Raw genomic sequence first — 11,080 nt, 5'->3', positions numbered from 1 at the left:
TTGCCCTTGTCGAGCTTGGCTTCGATCACGGTGGCTTCGGCCTCGCGGTCGGGGTTGGCCTTCAGTTCCATGAGTTCGGCCTGGAGCAGGATCTTCTCGATCAGTTCGTCGAGACCGGCGCCGGTCTTGGCCGAGACTTCCACGTCCTGAACGTCGCCCGACATGGCTTCGACGATGACTTCATGCTCCAGCAGACGCTCGCGCACCTTCTGTGCATTGGCCTCGTGCTTGTCGATCTTGTTGATCGCCACGATCATGGGAACGCCGGCGGCCTTGGTGTGATTGATGGCCTCGATCGTCTGCGGCATGATGCCGTCATCGGCGGCGACCACCAGGATCACGATGTCGGTCACATTGGCACCGCGCATACGCATCTGCGTGAAGGCGGCGTGGCCCGGCGTATCAAGGAAGGTGACGAGATCGCCGCCCTTGGTCTTGATCTGGTAGGCGCCCATGTGCTGCGTGATGCCGCCGGCTTCGCCCTTCACCACGTCGGTGCCGCGCAGGGCATCGAGCAGCGAGGTCTTGCCGTGGTCGACGTGGCCCATGATGGCGACGACCGGGGGACGCGGCTTCAGGGTTTCGGGTGCATCGACGTCGGTCGAGGTGTCGATGTCGACGTCGCTTTCCGAAACGCGCTGGATGTTGTGGCCGAATTCGGTGACGAGCAGCTCCGCGGTGTCCTGGTCGATCGTCTGGTTGACGGTGACCATCATGCCCATCTTGAACATCGCCTTCACCAGGTCGGCGCCCTTTTCGGCCATGCGGTTCGCCAGTTCCTGAACGGTGATCGCCTCGGGGACGATCACGTCGCGGACCTGCTTCTCACGCTGCTGCGACTGGCCACCGAAGTGCGCACGGCGTTCCTTCTCGCGAGCGCGCTTCAGCGCGGCGAGCGAACGGGCGCGGGCGCCCTCGTCGTCGTTCAGAGCACGGTTGACCGTGAGCTTGCCCGACTGGCGGCGATCGCCACCCTTGCGATCACGCTCAGGCGTGCTGCGCGGCGGCGGAGCGCCCTTCTTGGCAGCGGCCGGAGCCTTGGGCGCACCCGAAGCACCAGCGTTGCCGCCGGAATTACCGCCAGCATTACCGCCGGTAGCCCCAGCAGTGGAACCGCCGGTGTTCGCAGCAGGTGCGTTGCCGCCGGTTGCGACCGCAGCAGGTGCCGGGGCCGCAGGCTCGGGCTTGCGAATGGGCTGGGGACGCGCGACGGGCGTGAAACGACGCGGCGCGGGCGCCGGGGCGGCCACGGGTGCAGGTGCCGGCTTCGCAGGCTCGGCAGCCTTGGCGACCGGTGCAGCGGCTTCCTGAGCCGGTGCTTCGGGCGCCGGTGCAGCAGCTTCGGCCACGGGAGCCGGAGCTTCCGCAGGCGCATCCTGCTCCGAAGCGGGCGCAGCAGCTTCCGGCGCAGCCTGTACTTCGGCCTCGCGAGCCTTGGCTGCTTCCTCTTCTACGCGCTTGCTTTCCTGGGCGCGGTTGTCCTCGGCGCGGCGCTTTTCTTCTTCCATGGCACGAACCTTCTGTTCGTGCTCACGACGATTCGCTTCCTCAAGCGCGGCGAGACGGGCTTCCTCGGCCTCGCGCTGAAGACGGGCGACTCGCTCCTGCGGCGTCTCGTTCGACGGAATCGGTTTGCGGGGCGGCGGCGGAGCGGGGCGCGGCGGCGCGGGCTGGGCCACCGGCTGAGCCGGCGCTGCCTGGGGTGCCGGCTCAGCAGCCTGAGCCACGGGCGCAGCCTCGACAGCGCCTTCCGAACCCGGCTTGCCGAGCACCTTGCGGCGCTTCACTTCGACCACCACCTTGTTGGTGCGGCCGTGGCTGAAGGTCTGCTTGACCTCACCGGCTTCCACGGAACGCTTAAGCCCCAATGGCTTGCGGCCCAGGGTCGGTTTGTTGTCGGTCTCGCTCATATCTTTCGTCGTGCCCTTCAGTCTCAATTCGTCGCCGCGGGCGCCGCGCTATGCGCCGGCCCGGTGCCACCATCCATACCGTCCCCGTCCATTTCGGCGCGGGGTTGCCCCTGGAAATGCAAAAGGCGCTGCAACTGCGCCGCGACTCGATTGGCCGAGCCGCGATCGTTAAGCGCCAGGTGAACGACGTTGTCGCGGCCCAATGCCACAGACAGCGTCTCCCGGTCCAGAGGCAAGCGTATGCCCTTCAGACCGCTTCCTTCCGCCTCGCTCCCGACTCTCCAGGCCTGGTCGAGCTTGCGCGAGCCGTCTTCGCTCGCATCGGCGGCATGGGCAAGCCATGTGACCCGGCCCTCACGCGCGTTCTGCGCGATCCGGTCGGAACCCATGAGAAGCTTGCCCGATTTCAGTTCGAGGCCCATCCGGTCGGTCAAGGCGCGGATCAGCGCCTGTTCGATCCGATCGGCGAGGTCTTCGGGGATCGTAAGCGCAGCGCCCTTATAAGCGCGCGCCAGTGCTCCCTTTAGTTTGCCCTTCTCGAGCGATTTTTCAAGGTCCGAACGACAAACGCCGATCCACGCGCCGCGCCCGGGGGCACGCGCGTGGATGTCGGGAAGGACCAATCCGTCCGGCGAGATCGCCAGACGGATGTAGTCTTCGCGCGCACCGGTTTCCCCGGAGAGGATGCATTTCCTCTCCGGCCCGGTGCCGTCGATGTCGGAGCTTACGCGCTCATTGCGAGGATTCCGCATCGGCGGCCTCCTCGGTCTGCGGCTCGGCCTCTTCGAGGTCGTCGAACCAGTGCGCACGCGCGGCCATGATGATTTCGTTACCCTGCTCTTCGTTCAGGCCGTACTCGCCGAGCACGCCGCCCTTGTCTTCGTCACGAGCGCGCTTGTTTACCGAACCGTCGCGGCGACGCTGTTCGGTACGCTTCTTCGCGATCAGCTCGTCGGTGGCGAGGTCCGCCAGGTCGTCGAGCGTCTTGATGCCTGCCTTGCCGAGCACCACCAGCATCGCCTCGGTGAGGTGCGGCAGTTCGGCCAGCGCATCCTCGACACCGAGAGCGCGGCGTTCCTCGCGGCTCGCTTCCTCGCGGCGGTCAAGCGCTTCCTGGGCGCGGCTCTGGAGTTCCTCGGCGAGTTCTTCGTCGAAGCCTTCGATTGCAGCCAGTTCGGTCGCGTCGATATAGGCGACTTCCTCAAGCTCGCTGAAGCCTTCGGCCACCAGCAGCTGCGAGAGCGTTTCGTCGACGTCCAGCTCTTCCTCGAACATCTTCGAGCGCTCGGTGAATTCCTTCTGGCGCTTCTCCGAAGCTTCGGCTTCGGTCATGATGTCGATCTGCGAAGCGGTCAGCTGCGAGGCAAGGCGCACGTTCTGGCCGCGGCGGCCGATCGCCAGCGAAAGCTGGTCATCGGGCACGACGACTTCGATGCGGCTCTCTTCCTCGTCGATGACGACGCGGCTTACGGTCGCGGGCTGGAGCGCATTGACCACGAAGGTCGCGGTATCCTCACTCCAGGGAATGATGTCGATCTTCTCGCCCTGCATTTCCTGCACGACGGCCTGGACGCGGCTGCCCTTCATGCCGACGCAGGCGCCGACCGGGTCGATCGAGTGATCGTGGCTGATCACGCCGATCTTCGCGCGCGAACCCGGATCGCGGGCAGCGGCCTTGATCTCGATCACGCCGTCATAGATTTCGGGCACTTCCTGCGCGAACAGCTTCTTCATGAAGTCAGGGTGCGCACGGCTGAGGAAGATCTGCGGGCCACGGTTCTGGCGTTCGACGCGCAGGACCAGGGCACGCACGCGCTCGCCGACGCGGGCGGCTTCGCGGGGGATCTGCTGGTCGCGGCGGATCACGCCCTCGGCGCGGCCGAGATTGACGATGACGTGGCCGAATTCGACCGACTTGATGACGCCGGTGATCACTTCACCCGCGCGATCCTTGAATTCCTCGTACTGGCGATCGCGCTCGGCATCGCGGACCTTCTGGAAGATCACCTGCTTTGCCGACTGCGCGTCGATGCGGCCAAGGTCCACCGGAGGCAGCGGGTCGACGATGAAGTCACCCAGGGCCGCGCCCTTCTGAAGCTTTTCGGCCTGCTTGAGGTCGACCTGCTTGAAGTAGTCCTCGACATGCTCGACCACTTCGACGACGCGCCACAGACGCAGGTCGCCGGTGCGCGGATCGAGCTTGGCGCGGATGTCGTTTTCCGCACCGTAACGGTTGCGGGCCGACTTCTGGATGGCTTCTTCCATCGCCTCGATGACGATCGACTTGTCGATCATCTTCTCCGAAGCGACGGAGTTCGCGATCGCGAGCAGCTCGGCGCGGTTGGCGGAAATCGCACTGGCCATGGCTTAGTCTTCCTGTTCCTCGACAATCTCGTCGGCCCCGCTGACGTCCAGCGGGCGGGTTGCTGCGATCAGCTTGTCCGTGAGGACCAGCCTTGCGGAATGAATGTCGCCGAGTGGGAAAGTCACCCGGCCGGATTTCTTGTCGTCGACGGTAATCTGATCGCCATCGATGCCCACCAGTTCGCCGGTCAGGCCCTTGCGGTTACCGTCCACGGGCGCGGTCAGGTTCACCTTAACCTCGTGTCCTGCCCAGTTGGCGAAGTCCTTGGAACGAGTCAGGGGACGGTCGATGCCGGGCGAGCTGACTTCCAGGCGATAGGCTTCTTCGATCAGCGTTTCGCCGGCTTCTTCCAGAGCATCCATGCGATCGGAAATGCGGTGCGAAAGCTTCACGCACTCCTCGATCACGAGCTGACCGGTAGCCGGGTTCTCGGCCATGATCTGAAGCGCGATCTCGTCGTCGCCGACTTCGCTCTTGCCGAAGATTCGCACGCGCACCAGATCGAATCCAAGGGCCTTGACCTCGGGTTCGATGACTTCGGTAATGCGCGCAATGTCGGCCAAGCCGTTTCTCCGGTAATAATCGAGCTTCTGGCAACGCAGTTTCGTGCCGGCCCCTTCCGGCGCCAGCCCGAACCTTGTTTCACCAATGTCGGGATGAGGCGCAGATAGGCCTGTCGCCGGTAAATTGCAAGAGAGAGTTGGGGTTGTTTCCGAAAGGGCGGAGTTGGCGGCTAAGGCGCCCGCCACATCCCTTGCGAGCTTCGCGGTGCCCTTTGCCCGACCTCACGGTCGGGTAAAAGCGGTCGTCCGTCCGTTTTTGTGCGGCACCAGAGTTTTTAGTTGGGAGCGCCCTCGACATCCGTCGAGGGCTTGCGGCACCAGCCCACGCCCCCACCCGACCTCCCATCAGGATACACTAGTGGGAGGTCGGGTGGGGGCGTGGGCTGGTGCCGCACAAAACGGCCGGACGGCCGTTTTGCCCGACCTTTAGGTCGAATAAAAAAGCAGGCCGGGCGAGTGTTCGGGTGGGGGGGGGGCTCGCCCGGCCTGCGTCCGGTGGAGGGAGGGCCGCCCACCGGAAAGGTTCGGAGTCACGCCACGGCGCGACTCATCAGCCCGGCCCGTCGCATGGAGACCGCGCTGCGTCCTCCGACCACGATGTGATCGAGGAGCTCGATTCGCGCCGCTTCGCACAAGGCGGACAGTCGGCGCGTGGCGATCACGTCAGCCCTGCTGGGCCGCGGATCGCCGGAAGGATGGTTGTGCACGAGCACCAGGCCGGCGGCCTTCTGCTCCAGCGCACGTTGCAACAGCGGCCGATACCCGGCCCGGATCGCGGCCACGCCGCCGGTGGTGCAGGCCACCTGGCCCGCCAGTCGCCCGTCCTCATCGAAGGGCAGTTCCAGCATCACTTCGCTGCCCAGGCACCCCAAGTGAGTCACCAGGGTCTCGAGAAGCCGGGGTGAGACCGGCCGGATGCGACTGCAACCCGGGACCAGTCCTGCCATGAGGGATCGTCGCCATGCCGCCGCTTGCGCAAGACATGCAGTACTGTGCCCAATGCGATCGCCGAGAGCGCCAGGAAGGTGGGCGTGCCCCGCATCACCGCGTAGACGATCGGCGGGATGTCGATGTCCGCCCAGCGGGCGAAATGCGCGCTCAGACTGAGAAGCTGCAACGAGGTTGCCCATAACGGCCATATCCTTCGAGCCTGCAAGGCGAGCACCCCGAACCCGGCCGCGCCCACCACATCGGTCATCAGCGAAAGCGGGTCCACACTGGTGAAGCCGCTGGGCAAAAGGCTTTCTCCGCCGACTTGCAACAGGGCCATCGCAAGCACGACCGCCGCACCCCAGCGCTCGGGAGCGCCGCCCTGCCAGAACGCCAGCAACACCGCCACGATCAGCAGCAGGAAGAAAGCCGTCTGTTCCGGAGCGCCCAAGCCGTTTTCTCCGTCAGGCGGCCTCGACGAGACGCTGCCCGTCCAGACCCTCGTCCACCAACACCGCCTTGTCGGGGCAGCGCACCGGGATATCCATCGTCTCGGCCAGCTTCGACAGGTCGCTATGGGCCCGCACGAGTTCCGAACGCGCCTCGATCAGGCTGCGCTGCATGGCCGCCACGCGCGCCATCGGCCGCTGTGTGCTGTGAGCCGTCTCGACGATTGCGACACGGCCGCGGGCGATTTCCGCCATCAGCTCGCTGGCCTTGGCCAGAAGCTCGTCCATGTCCTTCTCGACCGACTGGATGCTCCGGGTGATCCGCATTCCGACGATATCGGGTGTCATCTTTTCGCCCTCCAGGTCATTCGCCGGCATGGCTTCATCAGGCCGGCGCCGTAAATCAGAGATCGAAGGCATTCGCGGGATGGAAAGGATCGGACCGCTAGAGCAGTTTTCCCAGCGCCTCGGCAATGGCCAGGGTGGCCGCAAGGGTCACCGCCATGGTCAATGCCAACAGGAAAACCGCCGCTACGCGCCCTGCCCTTCCGAACTTCGCATCGAATGCCTCCAGGCCCGACGGCTCGGCGATCCTGGCATCGAACCAATCCGGGTGCCGCGCCATGGGGCGCGCATCGGAAAGAACGAAGACCGGATCGACCGTCAGATCCTGATCGCTGTCTTCCCCTTCTCCGGCGGCGGCGTCGATACGGGAAAAGCCATATGTGGGTTTGCCACATAGCTCCAGAAGCTGCCCATAGAGACGGGCCGTATCCTTGCGATTCTGCGTGTTCCACTTGTCGCGGACGGCATTGATGCGCTGGTCCACGGTGTTGGGCGCGATACCCAGTTCGCGCGCGATTTCCTTGGTGGTGCGGTGCATCAGCAGCAGGTCGAGGACTTCGACCTGCTTCGGCGTCAAGTTTTCCAACAACCCTGTCGCTTCGGAAATGTCGGCTATCTCTTGCACATCGGCCCTCATTAGCGCCTCCCGTGCACTATAACGGCAAATCTCTCTAGGGAAAATCGAAGGATAACCACAAAGGGAACATCCTTAGCCAACCCTTAATGCTTGTCATTCACCAAGAACCCATCGCGGGAATTACGATGCGGAGCTGTTGTCCGAGGATTGGCTGCCTTCGGACAGGCGGTGTTTCTTGATGCAATGCCGTAGTTGATCATAGGAAAGCCCCATGGCGGCCGCCGCGCGGCGCTGGTTCCAGCGGTGCCGATCGAGCGACTCCAGCAGAAGCCCGCGCTCGTAAGCGTCCACCGACGCCCGCAGGCTCGCCCCTGCCTCTCGGTCCGCGCCTTTGAACTGCGCTGCCGGGATCGGCGTGGACGGGGAAGCCGGGGCCGCCACCTCCGGTACCACAACCTCCCGCACCGCTGCCGTTCGCCACGGATTTTCGAACGGATCGAAAACGATCTCCGCAATCGGCGCATATTCATTGGCCCAGCGATAGACGGCACGCTCCACGACATTGCGCAACTCGCGGACGTTGCCCGGCCAGTCGTGCGCCTCCAGCACCACGAGGGCCTCGGGGGAGAAGCCCGGCCAGGTGTCCCACTCCAGTTCCGTCGCCATGCGCCGTCCGTAGTAATCGGCCAGTTCGTAGACGTCCCCCTCCCGCGCCCGCAGCGGCGGGAGATTGATCACTTCGAAACTCAACCGGTCGAGCAGATCGGCGCGGAAGGTGCCTTCCTCCGCCATGCGCGGCAGGTCTGCATTGGTCGCGGCGACCACGCGCACGTCCACCTGGACCGGACGCGACGCCCCGATCCGCGCGATCTCGCCATATTCGATGGCGCGCAGCAGCCGCTCCTGCGCCGCCATCGACAGCGTGCCCAGCTCGTCGAGGAACAGCGTGCCCCGGTCCGCCTCCTCGAACCGCCCGGCCCGTGCCCGCACCGCGCCGGTAAAGGCCCCGGCCTCGTGCCCGAACAGTTCCGCCTCGATCAGCGTCTCGGGCAAGGCAGCGCAGTTCATGGTGATGAGCGGTTCGCCCCAGCGCGGCGAAAGGTGGTGAAGGCGCTGGGCGATCAGCTCCTTGCCGGTCCCCCGCTCGCCGATCACCAGCACGGGGCGTCGCACCGGGGCTGCGCGGCTGGCGCGCTCCACCGCGTCGAGGAAGGCGGTGGACTGACCGATGAACTGAACATCTCTCTCCATTCCCAAATATTAGCGAAATTTCCCATTCATTGGCAATTCATCTTTTCAGCAGGCGGCCGCCAACCCTCTGAAACATCGGAAAACTGCGCCTTATGGAGTTTGGCACGGCCCTTGCGATGACTTGGGCAAATTCACGAGATCCGACAGAGGAACACCACAATGTCCTTCCAGAACGCCAGCTTCGTAGCCAGCAGCCATCAGAGCAAGCAGCCGGCAAGCTTCCGGAACCGCAGCAAGCTCGACTGGGCGATCATCGCCGCCGTGCTGGCGATGGGCACGCTCAACCTCGTCGCCATGGGCGACCGGATCGCGCCGCCGGCCCATGCCGCGCCGGTTTGCGGAGCGCCGCTCCAGTGAGCAGGCTCGACGCCGAAATCGAAATCCTGCAAGGGTCGGCGCAGGATGTCCCGCCCTTCCAGAGCGGACGCGCCCGCCCGTTCACCCCCGGTGAAGGCCCATTTCGCTTCAGCCAGGCCCGCAAGTTCAATCCCACCTCGATCAAAGGAAATGCCAGGATGGGTATCTTCTCCCGCACCCGCGACATCATCGCCGCCAACTTCAACGACATGTTGGACAAGGCCGAAGATCCCGGAAAGATGATCCGCCTCATCATCCTGGAGATGGAGGAAACCCTGGTCGAAGTGCGCACCAGCAGCGCGCGCACCATCGCCGATCAGAAGGAACTGCGCCGCCATGTGGGCAAGCTGGACCAGCTTCAGCACGACTGGGGCGACAAGGCCCAGCTGGCGCTCAGCAAGGATCGCGAAGACCTGGCCCGCGCCGCCCTGCTCGAAAAGAAGAAGGCGGCCGACATGGCCGATCAGCTTCGCACCGAGATCGCCGTGCTCGACGACGCCCTGCGCGCCTACGAGGAAGATATCGAAAAGCTGCAGAACCGCCTGCGCGAAGCCCGCAGCCGCCAGTCCTCGATCGCCGCTCGCTTGCAGAGCGCCGAGAATCGCGTCAAACTGCGGACCCTGCTGTCGAGCGAGCGCGTGGACGAGGCTCTGGTACGCTTCGACCAGCTCGAGCGGCGCGTCGACTATGCCGAAGGCCGCGCCGAGGCGATGAGCCTGGGCGACAGCCGCCAGCCGACGCTCGCCGAGGAAATCGCCGCGCTTCAGGACGGCGATACGATCGATGCCGAACTTGCCGAGATGAAGCGCGTCATGAACGCGGACAGAAACACATCGGAATAACGGCGGCGCGCCTGAAATCCCGGCAGGTGCACGCCGCCCGCGAAGGGCCATGACCGGGAATGCGGATCCTCTCGATCCGACCAGTCGAAAAGAAACGCCCGGCTTCGGTCGGCGCGTTCCCAGGGAAAGGGAACAACCAGTGTCACGCGGACAATTCTATCTCGACAAGTCGAACGCCAAGCTGGCCGGCGTCTGCTCCGGCATCGCCGACTATACCGGCGTCGATACGCTCTGGGTTCGCATCGCGGCCGTGCTGCTCACTTTCTTCGTCTCCTTCGTGACGATCCCGATCTACATCGCGGTCGCCCTGATGGCGGACAAGCGGCCGATGAGCCTCTACAGCGAAGCCGAGGAAGAGCGCCTGCTGCGCCGCATGGAGCGCCGCCGGGTTCGCCAGGAAGGACGCCAGGGCTTCGGACTCATGCGCCCGGCCTCGAACCGTTACGCCCCGAACCGTTCAGGTCGCCTGCGCGGCGAACTCTCGGACATCGACCGCCGCGTCGCCGAGATGGAAGCTCACTACACCAGCAGCAATTCGCGCCTCGCCGCGGAAATCGACAGCCTGCGCTGATCCGCAGATCCGGGTAACAGGGACACTACCTCGATGGAAAACCTCGCCCTTCTCATTCCGCTGGCGCCGTTCATCATCGCGGGCTTCGCGATCTGGACGCGGCACCAGCGCCGCATGGCCGAACTCCAGGTTCAGGCCACCGCCGAAAAGGCCGCGCAATACGCTTCCCACTCCCGCGAACTCGAAGAACGCGTGCGCGTGCTCGAACGGATCGTCACCGATGGGGGCTACAACACCGCGCTCCAGATCGAAGCCCTGCGCGACACGCGCGAGGTGGAAACGGGTGAACAGGCGAAGGTGAACTGACATGGGCATCGACTACGAGACGCTGAGGTTGCTCTCGCCGGTGCTGGTCACCGCCACCGCGCTGGGCATCGGCGGTTGGATCTTCAACAACTGGCTGCGCATGCGCCACGGCTATCCGCTGGAGAATTCGTGGGGCAAGGCGATCTATCCCAAGGACGACGCCGAGGCCCATGCAAGGGTGCAATTGCTGACCCAAGAAAACGCGCAGCTTCGCGCCGAGATCGGCTCGATCAAGGATCGGCTTGCCAGCGTGGAGCGGATTGTCACCGATCAGGGTTATGATGTAGCCCGCCAGATCGAAGGCCTGCGCGAAGCGCGCGTGGGCACCTGGAACGAGGTGACGCAATGAGTTTCTGGACAGCCGTCGTCGTCATCTTCGCGATCGCCTCCATAACCTGGCTGCGAGCGCAGAAGCTGCGCGGCGAAAAGCCCGGCTTCCGACTGGAAGGCCAGGCCGAGCGCGAACACGAGCTGGAGGGCGAGATCGAGAACCTGCGCAAGCGCATCGCCGTGCTCGAACGCATCGCTACCGACGAACGCCGCGAAAACGATCTGGCGCGCGAGATCGAATCGCTGCGGTAAGGACCGGAGAAAACGTCGTCCCGGACTTGATC

The 11,080-nt window shown here is 64.8% G+C and carries 15 protein-coding genes; 6 read left to right on the top strand and 9 right to left on the bottom strand.

The genetic code is table 11. The annotated features are described in order from the left end of the window. From ACI3K3_RS14130 to pspF, 9 genes are all read right to left on the bottom strand, one after another. On the bottom strand, window positions 1-1,910 hold a 1,910-nt coding region (locus ACI3K3_RS14130), incomplete at its 3' end, for a translation initiation factor IF-2 (RefSeq protein ID WP_404914696.1). Window positions 1,911-1,933: 23 nt separating this feature from the next. After that, window positions 1,934-2,662, bottom strand: a complete 729-nt coding sequence (locus ACI3K3_RS14125) for a DUF448 domain-containing protein (protein ID WP_404914694.1) — start codon at window positions 2,660-2,662, stop codon at window positions 1,934-1,936. Next, window positions 2,643-4,274, bottom strand: coding sequence for a transcription termination factor NusA (gene nusA, locus ACI3K3_RS14120; RefSeq protein ID WP_404914692.1), 1,632 nt, complete (start codon window positions 4,272-4,274; stop codon window positions 2,643-2,645). Before nusA ends, ACI3K3_RS14125 begins: the two co-directional genes overlap by 20 nt. Window positions 4,275-4,277: 3 nt before the next feature. Then, window positions 4,278-4,838 (bottom strand): ribosome maturation protein RimP, encoded by a 561-nt coding sequence (rimP, locus tag ACI3K3_RS14115; RefSeq protein WP_404914690.1) that lies wholly within the window; start codon window positions 4,836-4,838, stop codon window positions 4,278-4,280. A 530-nt stretch (window positions 4,839-5,368) separates the two neighbouring features. Then, window positions 5,369-5,719 (bottom strand): JAB domain-containing protein, encoded by a 351-nt coding sequence (locus tag ACI3K3_RS14110; protein WP_404914688.1) that lies wholly within the window; start codon window positions 5,717-5,719, stop codon window positions 5,369-5,371. Beyond that, window positions 5,716-6,219 carry a hypothetical protein gene (locus ACI3K3_RS14105; protein WP_404914686.1) on the bottom strand — a complete coding sequence of 168 codons (504 nt, stop codon included), beginning with the start codon at window positions 6,217-6,219 and terminating at the stop codon, window positions 5,716-5,718. Before ACI3K3_RS14105 ends, ACI3K3_RS14110 begins: the two co-directional genes overlap by 4 nt. Before the next feature lie 13 nt (window positions 6,220-6,232). After that, window positions 6,233-6,595 carry a hypothetical protein gene (locus ACI3K3_RS14100; RefSeq protein WP_404914684.1) on the bottom strand — a complete coding sequence of 121 codons (363 nt, stop codon included), beginning with the start codon at window positions 6,593-6,595 and terminating at the stop codon, window positions 6,233-6,235. A gap of 67 nt (window positions 6,596-6,662) precedes the next feature. Then, the gene (locus tag ACI3K3_RS14095) at window positions 6,663-7,199 is read right to left on the bottom strand and encodes a LuxR C-terminal-related transcriptional regulator (protein WP_404914682.1); all 537 of its coding nucleotides are present in this window, start codon (window positions 7,197-7,199) and stop codon (window positions 6,663-6,665) included. Window positions 7,200-7,319: 120 nt separating this feature from the next. After that, window positions 7,320-8,390 carry a phage shock protein operon transcriptional activator gene (gene pspF, locus ACI3K3_RS14090; protein ID WP_404914680.1) on the bottom strand — a complete coding sequence of 357 codons (1,071 nt, stop codon included), beginning with the start codon at window positions 8,388-8,390 and terminating at the stop codon, window positions 7,320-7,322. A gap of 159 nt (window positions 8,391-8,549) precedes the next feature. Between pspF and ACI3K3_RS14085 the strand changes: the two genes are divergently transcribed. The 6 genes from ACI3K3_RS14085 (at window position 8,550) to ACI3K3_RS14060 (ending at window position 11,048) form a co-directional block, all read left to right on the top strand. Beyond that, the gene (locus ACI3K3_RS14085; protein ID WP_404914678.1) at window positions 8,550-8,747 is read left to right on the top strand and encodes a hypothetical protein; all 198 of its coding nucleotides are present in this window, start codon (window positions 8,550-8,552) and stop codon (window positions 8,745-8,747) included. 140 nt (window positions 8,748-8,887) lie between these two features. After that, window positions 8,888-9,589, top strand: coding sequence for a phage shock protein PspA (pspA, locus tag ACI3K3_RS14080; protein ID WP_404914707.1), 702 nt, complete (start codon window positions 8,888-8,890; stop codon window positions 9,587-9,589). A 139-nt stretch (window positions 9,590-9,728) separates the two neighbouring features. Further along, window positions 9,729-10,160 (top strand): PspC domain-containing protein, encoded by a 432-nt coding sequence (locus ACI3K3_RS14075; protein ID WP_404914676.1) that lies wholly within the window; start codon window positions 9,729-9,731, stop codon window positions 10,158-10,160. A 33-nt stretch (window positions 10,161-10,193) separates the two neighbouring features. After that, complete coding sequence (locus tag ACI3K3_RS14070) at window positions 10,194-10,466, top strand: hypothetical protein (RefSeq protein WP_404914674.1); 273 nt, start codon at window positions 10,194-10,196, stop codon at window positions 10,464-10,466. Between the two features lies 1 nt (window position 10,467). Beyond that, window positions 10,468-10,815 carry a hypothetical protein gene (locus ACI3K3_RS14065; protein ID WP_404914672.1) on the top strand — a complete coding sequence of 116 codons (348 nt, stop codon included), beginning with the start codon at window positions 10,468-10,470 and terminating at the stop codon, window positions 10,813-10,815. Then, window positions 10,812-11,048, top strand: coding sequence for a hypothetical protein (locus ACI3K3_RS14060; protein ID WP_404914670.1), 237 nt, complete (start codon window positions 10,812-10,814; stop codon window positions 11,046-11,048). The genes ACI3K3_RS14065 and ACI3K3_RS14060 overlap by 4 nt, the downstream gene beginning before the upstream one ends. Window positions 11,049-11,080: the final 32 nt, after the last annotated feature.

The organism is Novosphingobium sp. ZW T3_23, assembly GCF_044987305.1.
Classification (GTDB): domain Bacteria; phylum Pseudomonadota; class Alphaproteobacteria; order Sphingomonadales; family Sphingomonadaceae; genus Novosphingobium.
The sequence above is the reverse complement of the archived record's forward strand: the minus strand, read 5'-3'. Positions and strand labels throughout refer to the sequence as shown.

Bases quoted from the DNA above. Each gene is read 5' to 3' on its own strand.
- ACI3K3_RS14095 (WP_404914682.1), bottom strand. From the start codon at position 7,199: ATGAGGGCCGATGTGCAAGAGATAGCCGACATTTCCGAAGCGACAGGG.
- pspF (WP_404914680.1), bottom strand. From the start codon at position 8,390: ATGGAGAGAGATGTTCAGTTCATCGGTCAGTCCACCGCCTTCCTCGAC.
- nusA (WP_404914692.1), bottom strand. From the start codon at position 4,274: ATGGCCAGTGCGATTTCCGCCAACCGCGCCGAGCTGCTCGCGATCGCG.
- ACI3K3_RS14125 (WP_404914694.1), bottom strand. From the start codon at position 2,662: ATGCGGAATCCTCGCAATGAGCGCGTAAGCTCCGACATCGACGGCACC.
- ACI3K3_RS14065 (WP_404914672.1), top strand. From the start codon at position 10,468: ATGGGCATCGACTACGAGACGCTGAGGTTGCTCTCGCCGGTGCTGGTC.
- ACI3K3_RS14085 (WP_404914678.1), top strand. From the start codon at position 8,550: ATGTCCTTCCAGAACGCCAGCTTCGTAGCCAGCAGCCATCAGAGCAAG.
- ACI3K3_RS14070 (WP_404914674.1), top strand. From the start codon at position 10,194: ATGGAAAACCTCGCCCTTCTCATTCCGCTGGCGCCGTTCATCATCGCG.
- ACI3K3_RS14100 (WP_404914684.1), bottom strand. From the start codon at position 6,595: ATGCCGGCGAATGACCTGGAGGGCGAAAAGATGACACCCGATATCGTC.
- ACI3K3_RS14060 (WP_404914670.1), top strand. From the start codon at position 10,812: ATGAGTTTCTGGACAGCCGTCGTCGTCATCTTCGCGATCGCCTCCATA.